Annotated in this window: 13 protein-coding genes; 10 read left to right on the top strand and 3 right to left on the bottom strand. The window is 57.4% G+C overall.

Annotation, left to right across the window (positions count from 1 at the left end; genetic code table 11):
• Positions 1-49: 49 nt before the first annotated feature.
• On the bottom strand, positions 50-259 hold the full coding sequence (locus tag ACYVHC_RS04945; protein ID WP_460612554.1) for a hypervirulence associated TUDOR domain-containing protein: 210 nt from the start codon (positions 257-259) through the stop codon (positions 50-52).
• A gap of 154 nt (positions 260-413) precedes the next feature.
• On the opposite strand from ACYVHC_RS04945, the gene ACYVHC_RS04940 reads away from it, so the two are divergent.
• The 8 genes from ACYVHC_RS04940 (at position 414) to ACYVHC_RS04905 (ending at position 13,340) form a co-directional block, all read left to right on the top strand.
• Positions 414-3,476 (top strand): amidohydrolase family protein, encoded by a 3,063-nt coding sequence (locus ACYVHC_RS04940; protein ID WP_460612553.1) that lies wholly within the window; start codon positions 414-416, stop codon positions 3,474-3,476.
• Positions 3,477-3,536: 60 nt separating this feature from the next.
• On the top strand, positions 3,537-4,841 hold the full coding sequence (locus tag ACYVHC_RS04935) for an amidohydrolase family protein (protein WP_460612552.1): 1,305 nt from the start codon (positions 3,537-3,539) through the stop codon (positions 4,839-4,841).
• A 314-nt stretch (positions 4,842-5,155) separates the two neighbouring features.
• Positions 5,156-5,827 carry a response regulator transcription factor gene (locus ACYVHC_RS04930; protein ID WP_460612551.1) on the top strand — a complete coding sequence of 224 codons (672 nt, stop codon included), beginning with the start codon at positions 5,156-5,158 and terminating at the stop codon, positions 5,825-5,827.
• Between the two features lie 480 nt (positions 5,828-6,307).
• Complete coding sequence (locus tag ACYVHC_RS04925; protein ID WP_460612550.1) at positions 6,308-6,541, top strand: hypothetical protein; 234 nt, start codon at positions 6,308-6,310, stop codon at positions 6,539-6,541.
• Between the two features lie 152 nt (positions 6,542-6,693).
• Positions 6,694-8,739: an RICIN domain-containing protein gene (locus tag ACYVHC_RS04920; protein ID WP_460612549.1), complete on the top strand. Its 2,046-nt coding sequence runs from the start codon at positions 6,694-6,696 to the stop codon at positions 8,737-8,739.
• 119 nt (positions 8,740-8,858) lie between these two features.
• Complete coding sequence (locus tag ACYVHC_RS04915; protein WP_460612548.1) at positions 8,859-9,776, top strand: DUF6929 family protein; 918 nt, start codon at positions 8,859-8,861, stop codon at positions 9,774-9,776.
• Positions 9,777-9,913: 137 nt separating this feature from the next.
• The gene (locus ACYVHC_RS04910; RefSeq protein ID WP_460612547.1) at positions 9,914-12,913 is read left to right on the top strand and encodes a glycosyltransferase family 117 protein; all 3,000 of its coding nucleotides are present in this window, start codon (positions 9,914-9,916) and stop codon (positions 12,911-12,913) included.
• Positions 12,914-13,061: 148 nt separating this feature from the next.
• Positions 13,062-13,340, top strand: coding sequence for a hypothetical protein (locus tag ACYVHC_RS04905; protein ID WP_460612546.1), 279 nt, complete (start codon positions 13,062-13,064; stop codon positions 13,338-13,340).
• Positions 13,341-13,493: 153 nt separating this feature from the next.
• Here the strand turns inward: ACYVHC_RS04905 and ACYVHC_RS04900 are convergent, their stop codons facing one another.
• Entirely contained in the window at positions 13,494-15,104 is a 1,611-nt protein-coding gene (locus ACYVHC_RS04900; RefSeq protein WP_460612545.1) for an alpha/beta hydrolase, read from the bottom strand.
• Between the two features lie 39 nt (positions 15,105-15,143).
• A complete protein-coding gene (locus tag ACYVHC_RS04895; protein WP_460612544.1) occupies positions 15,144-16,118 on the bottom strand; it encodes a fasciclin domain-containing protein in 975 nt (324 codons plus the stop codon).
• Between the two features lie 233 nt (positions 16,119-16,351).
• Between ACYVHC_RS04895 and ACYVHC_RS04890 the strand changes: the two genes are divergently transcribed.
• A complete protein-coding gene (locus ACYVHC_RS04890; protein WP_460612543.1) occupies positions 16,352-17,236 on the top strand; it encodes a hypothetical protein in 885 nt (294 codons plus the stop codon).
• A 244-nt stretch (positions 17,237-17,480) separates the two neighbouring features.
• Complete coding sequence (aspA, locus tag ACYVHC_RS04885) at positions 17,481-18,908, top strand: aspartate ammonia-lyase (RefSeq protein WP_460612542.1); 1,428 nt, start codon at positions 17,481-17,483, stop codon at positions 18,906-18,908.
• Positions 18,909-18,933: the final 25 nt, after the last annotated feature.

The following is an 18,933-nucleotide window of genomic DNA, read 5'->3' as shown; positions in this document are numbered from 1 at the left end:
GCCTGTACAGGGAAGCGGTTGCTGGGATAAAACACCCTAGTACATAGTCCTATTTAGCGGCCTTCACCTCGCTCTGCAGCTTCAGAACTTTGTCTCCATTTTCCTGCACAATCAGGTACGCGGGGTTGTCGGCGGTGCCATGCCTAGTGATTTCGGCGCCCTGCAGCTTGCGCGTTACGGACTCCTTGTGCGTTTCTTCAATTTTGCCGGTAGCCGTGCCGGTACCATACTTCCAGGTTACTTGAGTGCCTTTGCGCATAATAAGGTGGGAGTTATCGGTTTTGGTGATAAGTTGAGTTTTCTTTTTAGCATACTGAGCTCGTGCAACTCCGGTTGCCAAAGTGCTTCTTTCCCCGCAGCAGCTTCATCTGCTGGTTCACGCAACTTTCTTTCTATTCCACAACTTCTACCACATGCACATTGATCTTCGCCGGCTGGGGCTGGCTGGCAGTTTGTTGGCCGGCAGCCTCACGGCGGCCCAGGCCCAGCAGCCGGCTACGTTCCCCCGCAACGGTGTCTACGACCAGCGGCCAGGCGTATACGCCTTCACCCACGCCACCATTTTTGTCGATTACAAAACCCGCCTGCAGGACGCCACGCTGCTGATTCGGGATGGCAAAGTAGAAGCCGTGGGTACCAAGGTGAAGATTCCGGCCGGCGCGGTGGTGCAGGACCTAAAAGGCCGCTTTATTTACCCAGGCTTCGTGGATTTGTATGCCAGCTACGGGGTGCCCGAGGTGAAAGCACCGGAGCGCTCAGGCCGCCGAGCCGGGCCGCAGATGGAAAGCCAGAAAGCCGGCGCCTACGACTGGAACCAGGCCATTCATCCGGAGGCCAGTGCCGCTGAGCTATTTAAGGTAAATGCCGAGCAGGCCGATGTGTACCGCAAGCTGGGCTTCGGGGCCGTACTCACGCACCAGCCCGATGGTATTGCCCGCGGCACGGCCGCGTTGGTGAGCCTGAACACCAGTCGCCGCGAAAGTGAAGTGCTGCTCCAAGACCGCGCTGCATCGGCTTACAGCTTCGAGAAGGGTAGCAGCACGCAGGATTATCCAGCTTCTCTGATGGGCAGCATTGCCCTACTTCGCCAGAGCTACCTCGATGCCGCTTGGAACCAGCGCAACCCCACCCGCGAGCAGAATTTGTCGCTCAGGGCTCTGAATCAGCAGCGCAGTCTGCCCGCTATTTTTGAAGTGCGCGACAAGCTGAACGCGCTGCGGGCCGATAAGCTCGGCGATGAGTTTGGGGTGCAGTACATCATCAAAGGCCAAGGCGACGAATACCAGCGCATAGCCGACATTCAGGCCACCAAAGCCCCGCTCATCCTGACCCTCAACTTCCCCGATGCCTACCAGGTAGACGACGTGTATGATGCCGCGCGCGTCTCGTTGCAGGAGCTGAAGCACTGGGAAATGGCGCCCGCCAATGCGGCCATGCTGGCCAAAGCCGGCATCCCGTTCGCGCTTTCCGCCGCCGACCTCAAAGACAAAAAGAAGTTTCTACCCAACCTGCGCAAAGCCGTACAGTACGGCCTCAGCGAGGAGCAGGCGTTGCAGGCCCTCACCGCTACCCCCGCCGCGCTGGTAAAGGTGCAGGACAGGGTAGGAGCGCTCAAGCCAGGCATGGAAGCCAACTTTCTGGTGTGCTCGGCCCGCCTCTTGGCCGAAGACAACGTGCTGCTTGATAACTGGGTGCAAGGCGAGCGGTACCAGCTCAGTACGCTGCCCGCTGATTACCGTGGGGTGTACACCTTGCAGGTAGCTAGCCAGCCTGAAATGAAGCTGTTGCTGGCCGGCAAGCCCGAAGCGCCAGAGCTGAAAATAGTAAAAGCTCCCGCCGATACGGTGAAAGGCACACTTACCGTGAACGGTGAGCTTGCTACCCTCGTGTTCAACCCAAACCCCAAAACTAAAGGCAGCGGCGCTATTCGGCTGAGCGGCTACTACACGCCCGAAACGCGCATCTTCCAGGGCGACGGCCAACTGCCCGATGCTACGGCCGTGAAGTGGAGCGCCCGCCGCCTCGAAGAAGCGAGCAAAGTTGCCCGCCGCGACTCCGCCAAAGCGCCGCAAGTACCGCAACTGGGCGCCGTGCAGTACCCGTTTGTAGCCTACGGCCGCACCGAGGTGCCCACGCAGCAAACCGTACTGATCAAAAACACTACCGTCTGGACCAGTGAGGCCGCCGGCAAGCTGGAGAATACCGATGTACTGCTGCAAAACGGCAAAATTGTGAAGGTGGGCCGCAACCTCTCGGTGCCCAGCGGCGGCCGCAGCATTGATGGTACCGGCAAGCACCTCACGCCCGGTATTATCGATGAGCACTCGCACATTGCCATTTCGGGCGGCGTAAATGAGGGCACGCAGTCTGTCACCTCAGAAGTAAGCATCAGTGATGTGGTAGACCCCGAGGATGTGGACGTGTACCGCGACCTGGCCGGTGGGGTAGTGGCTGCCCAATTGTTGCACGGTTCGGCTAACCCCATCGGGGGGCAGTCGGCGCTGGTGAAGCTGCGCTGGGGCATGACGCCGGAGCAAATGAAAATTCAGGGTGCGCCCGGCTTCATCAAGTTTGCGCTAGGTGAAAATGTGAAGCAAAGCAACTGGGGCGAGGCCAACGTGGTGCGTTTCCCGCAAACGCGTATGGGCACCGAGCAGGTGTTCGTGGATGCCTTCACGCGGGCAAAGGAATACGAGCAAGAGTGGAAATCCTGGAACAAACTCAGCAAGGCCAAGCAGAAGAAAGGGGAGGCCCCGCGCCGCGACCTGGAGCTGGAGGCGCTGGTGGAAATCCTGAACAAGCAGCGCTTTATTACCTGCCACAGCTACGTGCAGTCAGAAATCAACATGCTGATGAACGTAGCCGACCGCATGGGCTTCCAGATCAACACCTTCACGCACATTCTGGAAGGCTATAAAGTAGCCGACAAGATGAAGGAGCGCGGCATTAATGCCAGCACGTTCTCCGACTGGTGGGCGTATAAAAACGAGGTGCGCGACGCCATACCGTACAACGCCGGCATCATGCACGATGTAGGGCTGAATGTGGCCATCAACTCCGATGATGCCGAAATGAGCCGCCGCCTCAACCAGGAAGCGGCCAAAATGGTGAAGTACAGCAAGCTCTCCGAAGAAGAAGCCCTGAAGCTTGTCACCATTAATCCTGCTAAAATGCTGCACCTCGATAAAAACATGGGCAGCATTAAGGAAGGGAAAGATGCCGACGTAGTGCTCTGGACTGACCACCCCCTGAGCATTTACGCCCGCGCCGAGCGCACCTTCGTGGATGGCCGTGAAATGTTCAGCCTGGAAACCGATCAGCAGCTACGCCAGCAGATGGAAAAGGAGCGTCTGCGCATTGTGCAGAAAATGCTGGAAGCCAAAAAAGGCGGCGCCACTACGCAAATGCCTTCAGCGCGCCCCAACAAGCACTTCCACTGCGACACTGTGGGCCAGGAGAAAGAGCTGGATCAGTAACCGGTTCGGGTACCAGCTCAGGCTAGAGCGGCTTTCTATCAGTACAACGACATCAACTCCATGAAATATATTCTTTTTTCCCTGGCCTTGCTCGCGGCTACGCCCGCGCTGGCCCAGGTACCGGCGCCAGCTCCACCCCAGAGCAAGCCCGTGCTGCTGCTCGGGGGCACGCTGCATGTAGGCAACGGTACCGTAGTACCCAACGCCGCCGTAGCTTTTGATAAAGGCCGCATCACTTACGCCGGCGCGCAAAGCGGCTTCAGCCAGGACCGCGCTGGGTTTGAGGTGATTGACGTGAAGGGTCAGGAAATCTACCCCGGCCTGATTCTGCCCAACTCCACACTAGGCCTCACCGAGGTGGAATCCATCAGGGCAACCGTAGATGCGCGCGAAGTGGGCGATTTTAACCCCAACGTGCGCAGCATCATTGCCTACAACACCGATTCCGACATTATCCCGACGGTGCGCACCAACGGCGTGCTACTGACGCAGGTAACGCCTAGGGGCGGTATTCTGTCGGGGCAGAGCAGCGTGGTACAACTAGATGCCTGGAACTGGCAGGATGCGCAGGTAAAAGCCGATGATGGCCTGCACCTGAACTGGCCCGCCATGATTATCAAAACCAATCCCAACGAGGACGCACAGGTACTAGAGCGGCGCGAAAAAGCCCGCCAGGAACAGCTGCGCCAACTGGAAAGCTTGCTCACGGAGGCCAGTGCGTATCGTCAACAGCCCGCCAGCCGCAAAGAAAACCTGCGCCTGACTTCCTTGGCTGGCTTGTTTGATGGCAGCAAAACCTTGTTTATCCACGCCGACTACGGTAAGGAACTACTGGAATCGGTGCGCTTTGCCAAGCGCCTAGGCGTGCAAAAAGTAACGGTAGTAGGCGCCCGCGACGCCTGGATGATGCTGGATTTCCTGAAGCAAAACGATGTAGCAGTGGTGTTGTCGCGGATTCATGCGCTGCCCCGCCGCGAGGGCGACGACTACGACCAGCCCTACCGTCTGCCCAGCCTGCTTCAGCAAGCCGGGGTGCGCTTCTGCCTAGATTATGAAGGCTCGCAGGAAACCTCGGGTGCCCGCAATCTGGCCTTTATTGCCGGAACCGCTGCGGGCTACGGCCTTACCAAAGAGCAGGCCCTAGAGGCCATAACGCTAAGCCCCGCTCGCATCCTGGGGGTCGATAAAGACTATGGCTCCTTGGAAGCCGGCAAAAGCGCTACCCTGGTGGTAAGCCGTGGCGACCTGCTGGACATGCGCACCAACGACGTAACCCGCGCCTGGATTGATGGCCGTTCCTTTGGCCTCGATACCAAGCAAACCTACCTGCGCGACAAATTCCGGGGCAAGTTTGGGCTGAAATAACCCAAGTAGCTCTATCGGGAGCCTCTTCTGCTTTTTGTGGGCCTAGTAGGTTGCAGAAAGCAGAAGAGGCTTCTTTGCGTAGTGCCCGGCAGGTACTAGGTATGGTAATAGGCTAAACCTTTGGCGGAAAGATAGTTTGTAGTAAGAACTCAGGAAGGAGACTACTAGCCTTGAGAATTTGGGAAAGGGTGAATATTTGACTGTATATATGATATTTTTTATATTGATAATCCAAGCACATTAGACTACCTTTCTCGAGTAGGAATCAGCTGCCTTCCACCCGCTCGGCAGTTAGCGTAACGTTGTTCCATTGTATGGCTGCACCCACACCTGAAAAGCACGTGATTCCGCTTATGCTGGTTGATGATCATCCGGTGGTAGTGGAAGGGCTGAAGAATATGCTGCGCCCAGCCACCGATTTACGGGTAGTGGCCCAGGCGCACGGGGGAGCGGAGGCCTTACGCCTGCTTGCTGAGCATCCGGAAGTGCAGGTGGCCGTACTGGATTTGAACATGCCGGAAATGTCGGGGGTAGAGCTGGCCCGTGCCATCCGAACCTCCTGGCCCCACATCAGGGTGCTGATTCTGAGTATGTTTCATGACCACGCCACCGTTGCCGATGTACTGGAGGCTGGTGGCTCAGGCTACGTGCTCAAAACCGCTACCCAGGCTGAGCTAAGCGAGGCTATCCGGCAGGTTGCGGCTGGCCACAACTATTTTAGTCCGGAAGTGGCGGCCACGCTCCTGCAAAACATCCAGATACCCAACGCACTGGATGCAGCTACTAGGGCCGCCGAGCTCACCAGCCGGGAGCGGGAAATTCTGCGCCTTATTGCCCGTGAGTATTCCAACCAAGCCATTGCCAACGAACTGTTCATTAGTGAGCGGACGGTAGAAACCCACCGGCGTAACCTATTTACCAAAACCAACTCCAAGTCGGTGGTTGGCTTGATTCAGTATGCCATGCGCAATAAGCTTATTCCGTAAGGGGGTATCGGCTCAAAGAAGTACCAAAAAATAGCCATAGTTATAAGACGTAGCAGGTACATAGCGGGTAAGCCCTTGGGAGCAGGAAGGAAAGGACGCGTGCTACTCCCACAAGCAGGTAAGGCGTAAGAGCAGAGAAGAGTAGGCAAACCTAAAATCAGAGCGGTGCCCTGGCGCTACCTGAAAGCTGTTTATAGAAAAGAAAGTGCCTAAAAATCAAATTTAGGCACTTTTGCGCGTGCCCGCAATGTGCAACCAGGGAGCTTAAGGGCCTAGCAGGCAGCAGACAAGGATTACGTGGTTTATATCCGTACTGGTACGGATATAAAAATAAGGGCTGCTACTTATTTACATTTTAGAAAGAAAAAATATACCTTAGCATCGTTCAATGAAATGGCAATATCTTTATAGCACCGCCTTTTTATTGTGTAGTTGTCTTGCCTGAGTACAGATTTTTCCCTTCAAATCACACCGCAGCTCATGTCTAAATCTCTAAACACTAACGGGAAACACACCATGCCCTCCAAAATCCTCTCCTTCATCTGCCATGTCCCCGGGATGGCGCCCGGCGCGTATCCATCCGTACCTACGGCCCCTGTAGCACAGGCCAAGCCAGTTGAGCGCAAGCCGGAGCGCAAATCAGCGGGTGGACACTTTACCGCTATTTATGAAAACGACCGTTTTGTTCGCTTTAAGTATATAAACAATAACTAGTGGCTTTCCTTAACCGCTCTACTAGGACGCTATCTGCTACGTGTACTAAAAGGCGCTGTTCTCCCGTTGTGGAGGACGGCGCCTTTTTGATGCGCTAAGGCGCAGGCGCAGATTTCGGCTAACTTGCGGCCCCGTCTATCTGTTTCGCGTGCATGAGTATTCCGCTATTTCGATTGGTGCTGCTGTTGTTGGCACTTGTAGTATTTACCGCTGAACCCCTGCAGGCGCAGGGTACATTTATCCCCGATGAGAATGCCTGGTACGGGGTTATAGCCCGGGGCAGTGGCCGCTCGCTTGATATTACCAATGCCTCGGCCGAAGCCGGCGCTACTGCCATTCAGTGGGAGTTTACCCACGCTAATAGCCAGCAATGGCGGTTTGTGCCAGCTGCGAAGGGTAGTGATTTTTACCGCATTGAGGCCCGCCACAGCGGCAAGTGCCTTACCTTGGAAAAGCCTGATGAAAATGCCCCGCTGGTGCAGCGCCCCTGGACCGGCAGCTTCTACCAGCAGTGGAAACTGATTCCATCGGGCCCGATTGGCAGCTATACGTTGGTGAGCCGCGGCAACGATAAATGCATTTCCCTAGCCGCCGCTGATAAGTTTAACGGTACGCCCATCGTAGGCCAGCGGGTACAGAACCGGGCCAGCCAACAATGGAAGCTCTTCAAGCTGCGCCTGAACGTTGATGATACCCAACTGGGTTTTGGCTTGCCGGCTCCGCTATCCAACCACAACACCCCCATGGGCAATGAGCTGCAGCCCGTGGTAGCGCCCGATGGTCGCAACCTATACTTTGTGCGCACCCGCTATGCCGGCAACACCGAGGGCATCACTGAGTCGGGAGATATTTGGGTAGCCTCGTCAGCAGATGAAGGCCGTACCTGGGGCCCGGCTACCCGCCTCGATGCCCTAAACACCACCCAGCACAACGGCGTAATGGCCATCACGAATGAGGGCAAAACCCTGGTGGTGCGCGGACGCTATGAGCGGGACGGCTCTTTCCGCGACGAAGGAGTAAGCCGCGCCGCCCGCACGGGCAGCGCTAAAAACACGCACCCGGAGGCCCTGACAATTGCCAATTACTATTCAGCTGGCCCCGCCACGTCGTTCTTCATGACGCCCGATGAGCAGGTTCTGCTGCTTTCCCTGGAGCGCGGCGATTCGCAGGGCGGCAACGACTTGTACATCAGCCGACCCTTGGCCGACGGTACCTGGAGCGACCCAACTAGCCTCGGCGACGTCATCAACTCCCCGGGCTTCGACTTTGCCCCGTGGCTGGCGCCGGATGGCAAAACGTTGTACTTCAGCTCCTACGGTCATGCTGGTTTTGGTAGCGCCGACATCTTCGTGAGTCAGCGCCTTGATGATACCTGGACCCGCTGGACGGAACCGCGCAACCTGGGCGCCCCCATGAACGGGCCGGGCTTTGATGCTTACCTGAGCCTTACCGCCGATGGCAAGCAAGCCTACTATTCCTCGTCGCGCACGGCTAATGGCCCGGCTGACCTGTTCCGGACCGTGACGGGGGTAGCGGTGGTGCGGGATACCGCCACGCCTCCGCCAGTCGCCGTTGTGCTCCCTTCCGTCGCGCCCCGCACGCTGCTTACAGGGCGCACGCTCGATGCCAAAACCCGCCTACCGCTGGCTACTGAGGTGAAGGCCATCCGGCTAGGCAACGACCTGGCGTTCAATGCCACTGCGCGTACTGATGTGTCGGGAGGTAACTTCCAGATGACGCTACCGCCCGGCCGCTACCGCCTGCTGGCCAGTCGTGTAGGTTACCTAACGGCCACTGATACCATCACGATGAGTGGCTCTCGCACGCTGGAACTGACCCTGGTGCCCGCCGCCGTAGGCTCAAGCCTGGAGCTGCCGACGCTTATTTTTGCGCAGGGCAAATACACGCTGCTGCCCGCTTCGTACACCGAGCTGAACCGCTTGGCCCGTACCCTGCAGGATAACCCCACGGTAAACATCCGGTTGGAAGGACACACTGATAACCAAGGTCGCGCTGACCTGAACGTGAAGCTCTCGGAGGAACGGGTTGCAGAGGTAAAACGCTACCTCGTTACGCGTGGCGTACCGGCAACGCGCATCAGTACTGTGGGCTACGGTGGCAGCCGGCCGCGCGCTTCCAACGATAAAGAGGAAACCCGAAAGCTGAATCGGCGCGTAGAGTTTACGATTGTAAAGTAGCTATCCGAAGACTAGGTTGATTGAGCGCTGCAAGCGGTTTGCTAGGCTGTGAGACCTAGTAAGCCTGCTATGCAGGCCTGCCTACTTCGCCCAGGAACCTAAGCTAACGTCCTTAATCTATGCGCGCTCTTATTCGTCATGAAGCCGTGTTACCAAATTTGCCTTCGGCCTCCGGAGTAGAGGTCGTCGGAAATATTGCCTACGTCATCGGAGATGATGCGCCGTATCTGTATCAACTAAATGCGGCTACCTTGGCGGCAGGCCAGCATACGCAGCTTTTTGAGTCGGCGCATTTCAGCAGCGGCCGAATTCCGAAGGAGCTAAAGCTGGACCTGGAATGCCTTACCGCCCTAACGACACCCACAGGCGAAACCGGCTTGCTGGTGCTGGGCTCGGGCGCTACAGCGGCACGGGAGCAGGGCTTCTGGGTGCCACTGCCCAAGGCGGCGGGCAGTGCCGAAACAGTGTACCCTATAAGCTTGAGCGGGCTGTACGCCGCCCTGCGCACGCACCTGCCGCCCGATGTGGTGCTGAACCTGGAGGCCGTAGCGGCTACTGCTACCGAGTTGCTCATGTTTCAGCGCACAGTAGGCTCAGCGAAAGGCAACTTGCTGTTCCGGTTGCCCTTAGTCGCCACTTTTGAGTATCTCCAGCACCGCACAATCCAGGTGCCACCCATTCGGAAGCAGCTGTTTGAACTGCCCATGATTGATGGCAAGCCAGCCGGTTTCTCGGGAGCCACGTGGTTTGAGAATACGCTGTTTGTCACGGCTTCTGTAGAAGACACCCAGGATGCCGTGCTGGACGGTGCCGTGTTGGGCTCGTTTGTAGGGATCCTGCGCCTAACCGAATCAAGCAACAAAGTTCTGCCCGTTACGCTGGCCCAACTAGAGCTACCCGGCGGCAAACCGTATCGGGGCAAAGTAGAAAGCATAGCTGTGCGCCGTCGCGTAGGCACTAGCCGCTATGAATTGCTGCTGGTTACGGACGATGATGCCGGCGGCTCTACGGCCGTAACGGTGGAGCTGACCTTGTAGGTTTGAGTTGCCCAAGGACCTAGTGGCGTACAGGTTTCGGGCCTTGGGCAACGGCCGAGGTAAAAAATGCATCCGGCAGTCTGGAAGTTATTCCGGGCCGCCGGATGCGTTTTTTCTATTACCTCAAACCTGTGCTTATGTCGTATTCTCGCCTCAAACAACTGCTTAGCGGGGGGCTTTTTTTGCTCTCGTTGTGCGTGTATTGGCTCACGCTGGAGCCCACCGCTTCGTTCTGGGATTGTGGCGAGTTTACGGCCAGCGCCTACAAGTTGCTGGTACCGCATCCGCCGGGCGCGCCGCTGTATTTATTGCTGGGGCGGTTGGCCTCGTTGCTGGCCCTAGGCGAGCCCACGCAAGTAGCAGTGCTCGTGAATATGGTGTCGGCCGTGGCCAGCGCCGCTACGGTAGCCCTGCTGTTTGGTATCATCACGGACCTAGCTGAGCGACTGGTATTTACTAGCCCCTTTCACGCCTCAAACCCTCAGCCCGGTACCGCAACGGCTTTGGTGCTCAGCAGTGGGGTAGTGGGGGCGCTAGCGTTTGCTTTCTCCGATTCTTTCTGGTTTAATGCCGTGGAGGCGGAGGTGTATGCCTTATCAACTTTCGGAACGGCGCTGGTAGTTTGGCTGATGCTGCAGTGGGAAAAGCGGGCCGATGACGCGGGCGCCGACCGGTGGCTGCTGCTCATTGCCTACGTTATCGGGCTGGGCATTGGGGTGCATCTGCTGAATTTGCTGGCTATTCCAGTGCTGTGCCTGGTGTGGTATTTCCGGCGCGCCGCGCAGCCTAGCTGGCGTGGGGTTGTCATGTCGTTACTGGTCGGCAGCGCGCTAGTACTGGTGGTGCTGGAGGGCATTATTCCGGGGCTTCCGACGCTAGCGGGGGCTAGTGAAGTGTTCTTCGTGAACACCTTCGGGTTGCCGTATAACTCGGGGCTAGTACTGTTCCTGCTGCTGTTTGGCGGGTTGCTGGCAGTTGCATTTCGGGCGGCTTACCGGTTGGGGCGCGTGGGGTTGCACACGGCGTTGCTAGGCCTGGTGTTCGTGCTGATTGGCTATTCCTCATACCTGATTGTGCCTATCCGCAGCAGCTTCAATCCTACCATCAACGAAAATGCACCCAACGAAGTCCTGTCGTTCGTGAGCTATTTGCGGCGCGAGCAGTACGGCGACCGGCCCCTGCTCTACGGCCCTCATGTATTTGCCCAGCCCACGGCGCAGGAAGACGGCGCCCCGCGCTATACCCGCCAAAACGGCCGCTACGAAGCCACCGACCACCGCGCGGAACTGCGCTACGAAGCTTCCGATAAGATGCTGCTACCCCGGATTTATAGCGGTCCGGCGGGTACTACCCCGGACGCGGTGCGCAACTACCGTAAGTGGGTTGCTGATCTGGAAGAGGGCCGCAAGCCCACCATGGGGCAGAACCTGCGCTTTATGTGGCAGTACCAGTTTGGGCATATGTTCTGGCGTTACTTCGGCTGGAATTTCATTGGCCGCGAAAGCGACGTACAACACGCTGGCGTGCTCTGGCCCTGGAACTCTGACCAGGCGGTGCCGGCCAGCGTAGCCGAAAACCGCGGCCGCAATGCGCTATTGGGGTTGCCGTTTCTGCTGGGGGTAGTAGGGCTAGCGTGGCAGGCGCGCCGTAATAGCCGGCAGGCCCTGGTGGTGGCGTTGCTGTTTGCGCTTACCGGCCTAGCCATTGTATTTTACCTCAATCAGCCGCCACAGGAGCCCCGTGAGCGAGACTATACCTTTGCCGGGGCCACCATGGCCTTTTGCATCTGGATTGGCCTAGGCGTTCCGGCCCTGCACGCCGCATTCGGGCGGTTGGTGGCATCAGCGCGGCTGCGGTTGGTGCTGGTTTCGGTGCTAGGCCTAGCAGTACCCGCCCTGATGGCCCTGGAAGGCTGGGACGACCACGATCGGACCGGCCGCTTCAGCTCCATTGACTATGCCAAGAACGTGCTGAATACCTTGGCCCCCAACGCCATTCTCATCACTGAAGGCGACAACGACACGTTCCCGCTCTGGTACGCCCAGGAGGTTGAAGGCGTACGCCCCGACGTTCGGGTGATGGTATCGGGCTACCTCAATACCGACTGGTACGTGGAGCAGATGCGGCAGCGCAACTACCAATCGGCGCCACTGCCTTTGTCCATCAGCCCGGCCCAGTACCGGCAAGGCACCAACGACTACCTGCCTTTCGTGAAAAACCCTGCCGTAAAGGAGCTGAATGTGCGCGAGTTTGTGCAGCTCGTGTCCCAAAACAGCCCGCTACTGCAAGTGTCGTACGGCGACGGCTCGAAGACCCTGCTGTCGTACCCCTCCACTAAGCTAGTGCTGCCCATTGATACGGCTGCTGTGCGGCGCAGTGGCATTGTGCCGCCCGAGCGGCTGGGGCAGATAGTGCCTCGTATGGAGTGGCAGGTGAGCCAAGGCGCGCTGGAAAAGAAAAACCTGGCGCTGCTGGATGTGCTGGCCACCAACAACTGGCAGCGGCCGGTGTATTTTGCCAATACCGTGAGCCCCGCTAACTACCTTGGGTTAGAAGCCTACCTGCAGCTAGAGGGCCTGGCCTGCCGCCTGTTGCCGTGTCGGGCGCCGGCCGTACGCAGTACAGCAATACGGCTGCCGGAAGAAGGCGTAGTAGCGAAAGACCTGCTCTACGACTCCCTAATGCGCAAATACAGCTACCGCAACCTTGATAATCCCAAGGTGTATTACGATGAAAATCAGCGTTTCAGCCTAGCGCCTTACCGTCAGCAGTTTGCCCGCCTAGCCCGCGCCTACACCGATGCTGGCAACCTGCCCCGCGCCCGAGAGGTGCTGCACAAATGCCTCAGCGTGCTGCCCGACGCCGCGCTGCCCTACGATGCCTACACGCCCGATCTGGTCCCGTCGTTGGTAGCCGTAGGAGAAACGGAGCGAGCCAAGGAAATCATGGACACGCTTACTACCCGTACCACGCAGCACCTGGCCTACTATGCTTCCCGCCCCGATGCCGCGTTATTCGACCGGGAAATAGGGATGCAGCTTTTCACGCTGCAACACCTCTACGTTGCCGCCGCCGACACGGGTGATGTAGCGCGTGCCAACGAGTTAGCGGGCATTCTGCAGCAATATGGCGGTTGAATGCAGGAAGCAACCTAGGCGTTTTTTCAACGGTGTATCTTTTCGCTTTACTAAAGGCAAAAAGCACGGCAAATAGCAAGCAGTCAGGAATTAAGCGCCCGAGAAAGGTGTTGTCAGGCCAGCATAAACTGGCTTGAAATTCTACTTCATGATTCTCTTCAACACGCGTTTTCTTTACCCCGTCAGTGCCGTGAAACTGCAGGAGCAACACGGGCTACTACCCGCCGAATTCCTGCAAACCGTTCAAGCCCTGCAGCCCTTCCTGGAAAAGGAAAAAGCCTACGGCGACATCTGTACCACGCACGTAACCTCGCCCCGCGGCCGTCAGCTGGTGGTGCACTACCGCAAAACGTATTCTCCGCAGGATGGCTTTATTGTTGAAATTCTGGATGCCGAAGTGGTACGCCCACTGGCTCAGGTAGCGTAGGGTATCCTTCGTCTGTAACCGATTACTGGCACTCTGCACTTATGTGGGGTGCCAGCTTTTTTTAGCCCTGCTCTTATAGTAGCTTACATTCTCTCAGGCGCGGATAAAGAAGCAAAATATTACTACCGACTTACTAGCTAGCTTGACCTGCTTCTACTTAACTGGGGGCGCCAATTGCTGAATCCAGCTGCGGATAGCATCCAGCCCGGCAGCGGAGAAAACCGGCGAGGGTTGCCCATCAATGAGCGGCCACTCGGTAGGCGAGCCTTGGAACAAGTGGTTGATGCCCTCCAGACGCCTAGTCTGTACCTGGCGGTTGTTTTTAAGCCCTTTTTCCAGCAGCGGCAGGTTTTCATTTACGCTGATCTGTAGGTCATTGGTGCCGTGCAGCAGCAAAACGGGGCATTGCACGGCCTCTAGCTCGCGTTGGGGGTAGAAGCGCAGGTAGGAGCGGGCCCAGGTAGAGGTCAGCCACGTGGCCCCAGCCGCATATACAGAGTCGGGGAGGCTGGGTAGGTTTTGGCGCAGTGCCTTGGCCACTGCCGCGCGGGCGGCCTGGTCGTCGGGGTTTTGGCGGACTAGCTCTACCATGGCCCGTTGCTTCTTTTGCAGAGCATCGAGGCGCTTTTTCTCGTCTGCTTTCTGGCGCAGGCGCTGCTGATCTAGGTAAATCTGAATCTGGGCGGCATTGGCTCCATCGGCTCGCATTTTCTCCACCTGTTGCTGGGTGGCCGTTTGGTTTTGCTGATACCGCCGCGCCAACGTTTGGAGCGCGCTATCGGCCATGGCAGCAGGGAAGCCCAGGGCGGGTTGGGAGGCCAGCACCTCGGACCCCGATAGTCCGGCGGCGGCCAGCGCTACCACAAAAGCCGGTGGGTTGGGCCGGGCAGCTGCCAGCAGGGCCACGTTGCCGCCTTCGCCGTGCCCAATCAAGCCCAGGTGCTGGGCATCAAGCAGCGGTTGCGTGCGCATAAAGTCAAGAGCCGCCTGGGCATCATGCACCCGGTCATCGGGGCTGGCGGCGGCATCTTGCCCGCCTGATTTTTCCACGCCCCGATCATGAAAGCGCAGCACCGCTATGCCGCGGCGGGTAAGGTAGTCGGCTAGGCCCCCCAGCAGCTTGTAGTTGCCAACCTGCCCATCCTTGTTTTGTGGGCCCCAATCAGAAAGCAACGCTACGGCCGGAAACGGGCCTTGCCCCGCCGGAATGGTAAGTGTGCCGCTCAGGCTGAGCTTGTCTACTAGGTTCGGCACTATCACTTCCTCTACCCGGTAAGGCGGCGGAAACCGAAACGTTTTCGGCGGACTAGGTGGCGGCGCCACAAAGGCTAGGGTAAGCGAGGCCTTAAACCCCGGCTGGGTCCAGACACCTACTAGCTGCTTGCCATCGGCGGAGCGCTGGCCTTTAAATTGGCAGCCTACCTGCTCGGCGTAAAAAATAACCGTGTCGCCGTTCTGGGCTACCGCCGTAGGAATCCGGTCGATGCGCTGGAGCGGCACATTAAGCACGGCAAACCGGTTGCCGCTGGCCAGCTCCGTTACAATAAACTGAATGGGCAAGCTGCCGCCAGGCACCGTTAACGGGCCTTTCCACTCGCCTTCCAGCGAGTACTTGTTGATAGCCTGCGCCTGCACCACTCCGGGAAGCACCAGCCAGCACGCCAGCAGCCACAGTAGCCACCACGCCCGAAGACCGGTTTGAAACTGCTGAAATACCAACCCGAAGCTCAGGCCTGAAGTACGTGTGAAAGCGCCGGATATCATGAAAAAGCTAGCAGATAACGCTGAACGAAGAGGCTTGAGTTAAGGAAGCAACACCCGGTCGATGACGTGCACGATGCCATTGGTGCATTGCACATCCGGAATAAGCATGCGGGCAGGGGCCGCATTGCTCTTGCCCTGCACGGTTAGCACTCCGTTCGAAAAAGCACCTAAGGAAAGTGGTGTGCCACCCAACGGGGTAACGGCGGTATTTTCGGGTAGCTCGGGCGTGAACTTGCCGCCTACCAGCACGTGGTTGAGCAGCACGGCCGTAACGGTTTCCTTGGGCAGCTTGCGAATGTCGGCGGGCACCAGCAGTGGCACTTGCAGCAACGTGCCTAAATCACGGAAAGCCTGGTCACTAGGGGCAAAAACGGTGAAAGGCCCTGCACCCTTGAGGGCCCCGGCCAGTTCTGTGTACAGCACGGCTTCTACCAGGTAGCTTAGCTCCGGTGAGGTAAACACCTGCGCATCTTTCAGGGCTACCGCCGACTGCACAATATCGCCACCAGTAGCCAGCAACACTTTGTCAATGGGGTGGATGGTGCCGTTGGTGGCTTTTACATCGGTGGCCAGTATGCGCGAGCCATTCACGTAGCGCACGCCATTGCGTTCAAGTATGCGGCGGCTCACGCCAGCCGCTGAGCCCGAAGTTAGGCCCGGCGTAAGGGCAGCGCCGGGTAGCGTTCCGCCGCTTACGTGATAAAGCAGGGTATTCGTGAGGAAGGAGGGTTGTAGGCCGTTCAGGTCAGAAGCGGTGCGCAACCCCAGGCGGGCAAACGCCGCATTAGTAGGCGCAAAAACGGTGAAGTTACCTTCGGCATCATTTGGATTTTTATTGGACAGTGTCTCGACAACTCCACCCCGGACCGCGGCATCTTCCAACATCTGGAAGTCTGCGTTGGCTACGGCTACGCTGGCAATAGAAGCATCCGACTCCGTGTCCTTCGCGCAACCCGAGAAAAGCAGGGCACCGGAGATGAGGAAGTAAATAGAGGCAGTAGAGAGTTTTTTCATGCGCCAGCGGTACTTTTAGCGGAAAGTTTGACTAGGCCTCCGAGTAGAGGCAGAGTACAAACGAAAACAAATGTTCATTGGATTTGCCTCATAAACAAACCGATTCGCAATTTGCTTTCGTATGTGCGCAGCAAGTACCCACCGTATTTTCCTAAATTGAGAATAGAGCACAAATTGTGTTTTACGCCTGTGGGGCTATTGTTAATTTTTTTGAAATCGTCCTCTTTTATTCGATGAAGCACACTTACTCCTCGCCCATCGTGGCATTTCTTCTGTTGAGTTGTTTGGCGGGCCGGGCCCAAAGCCTGAGCAGCGGCTTTATGTCGGGCAAAAACCACGGCTCGGTTTCCGTTTCGGCAACCCAAGAGTGGTATGAAAGTGTGTATCTGGTGCCCGAGAAAATTGATGCCGTACCTATTTTCAAGCGCATTGAAGTGCGCTCCGTGAGTGTGTATGCCAACTACGGCATCACCGATAAAATAGAAGCGGTGCTGAGCCTGCCTTATATCCGTTCGGAAGGAAATGCGGACAGCAGAGTGGTGCAAGACCTGCGCTATACCAATGTGCGCCAGGGGGTGCAGGACATTTCGGGCCTGCTTAAGTTCAAAACGTTTTCTACGGAGCTGGGCAGCAGTATCCTGAACCTAATGGGGGTAGTGAGCGTGAGCACGCCGGTCAGCAACTATAAGTCGGAGCAGGGCCTAGAGTATATCATTGCCATCGGCAACAAGGCCACCAAGGTTTCTACGTCCGGTATTGCGCATTTACAAACTGTTTCGGGCGTATTTATCACGGGGCAGGCGGGCTACAGCGTGCGCTCGGGTAGGGTACCCAATGCCTTTGTGGCCGAAACTAAGGTAGGCTATGCCGGCCCCAAGTTTTATATCGATGGCTGGGCCGCTTTTCAGAAGTCAGGCAGCAACGGCACCGATATTCTGCAGCCCGGCTTCGATAATTTTTTTCCGGCTACCCGGGTCGATTTTACGCGAGTGGGGGTAAGCGCATTTCGGCCGCTGGCCCAGGGGCTTGGGCTCGTGGTAGGGGCTAGTACCTATGTGGCCGGCCGCAATGTGGGCAAGTCTACGGGCGTAACGGGCGGGCTGGCGTACAACTTCTAACCTGTTGAGCATCTGACTAGTAAAAGTGCCTTGCTTCTGTTTTGGAGCAGGGCTCTTTTGTTTTGGGAAGAGGCTAGGTGCAGCTAAAGCTTCAAGTGAGCGGCTCTTAGTTAAGTTTGCTGTAAGTGTAGTTAAGAGCTAGCGTTGTGCTCTTGGCCGGAGAGCCGCTGCATTCAAAGTTGAGCTTTTACCTTCGCAGCTGCGTACGTAGGCCTTGACCTCTCACTCCACCCAATTCCTCTTTATGGAAGCGACTACCCTTGAGCAAGCTCCCACTCGGCTTGAACACGACTTTCTTGGCGAGCGAGCCATTCCTGATAATGTGTACTATGGCATCCAGACGCTGCGGGCCATCGAAAACTTCACCATCACGGGCATTCCGCTGAAATCGGAGCCGCTGTTTGTGCAGGCGCTTGCTTATGTGAAGAAAGCCGCGGCCATGGCCAACCGCGACCTGGGCGTACTAGCTCCCGATATTGCCGAAGCCATCATTCAGGCCTGCGACCGGGTAGCCAGCGGGGCGCTGGACAATGAATTTCTGACCGATATGATTCAGGGCGGCGCGGGTACATCCGTGAATATGAACGCCAACGAAGTAATTGCCAACGTGGCCCTGGAGCTGATGGGCAAGCGCAAAGGCGACTACGAGTTCTGCCACCCCAACAACCACGTCAACTGCTCCCAGTCTACCAACGACGCATACCCCACCGCGTTCCGTATTGCGCTCAGCAACAAGCTGATTGGCTACAGCGAAGCCCTAGGTAAACTGGCCGACGCCTTTGCCGCGAAAGGGGAAGAGTTCCGAAATGTGCTGAAGATGGGCCGCACTCAACTCCAGGATGCCGTGCCTATGAGCATGGGCGACGAGTTTAAGGCCTTTGCTACCAACTTGCGTGAGGAGCTGCTGCGGATTGAAGACAGCCGCAACCTCATCAGCGAAATCAACATGGGGGCCACGGCCATTGGCACCGGCGTGAACGCACCCAGCGGCTACGCTGAACTGGTAACCAAGCATCTGCGCGAAGTAACTGGCCTCAACCTCAGCCTGGCCGGCGACCTGATTGAAGCTACCTACGACACCGGCGCCTACGTGCAGCTTTCCGGGGTGCTGAAGCGCACGGCCGTGAAGCTCTCCAAAATTTGCAACGACTTGCGCCTGCTTTCCTCGGGCCCACGCACGGGGTTGTTTGAAATTAATTTGCCGCCCCTGCAGCCCGGTTCCAGCATTATGCCTGGCAAAGTAAACCCCGTAGTGCCGGAGGTGGTCAACCAAACCGCGTTCTACGTTATCGGGGCCGACCTTACCGTGACGATGGCCGCCGAGGCTGGCCAGTTGCAGCTGAACGTAATGGAGCCAGTTATTTCCTTCGCCCTGTTCACGTCCATTTCCTACATGACCAACGCCTGCCATACCTTAACGGATAAGTGCGTGGTAGGCATCACGGCCAACGCGCAGCACGCCGAGAACATGGTGCGCAATAGCATTGGCATTGTGACGCAGCTTAACCCGGTGCTCGGTTATGAAGCTTCCGCCGAAATTGCGAAAGAGGCTCTGAAAACTGGTAAATCAGTGTACGATATTGCCGTGACAGAGCGCCAGCTGCTTACCCAGGCCAAGTGGGACGAAATTTTCACGTTTGAAAACCTGATTCGTCCGGGCTTTATTCAGTAAGAGCACCTAGTAAACACAGCAGCGC

Source organism: Hymenobacter seoulensis (assembly GCF_054780535.1).
The sequence above is the reverse complement of the archived record's forward strand: the minus strand, read 5'-3'. Positions and strand labels throughout refer to the sequence as shown.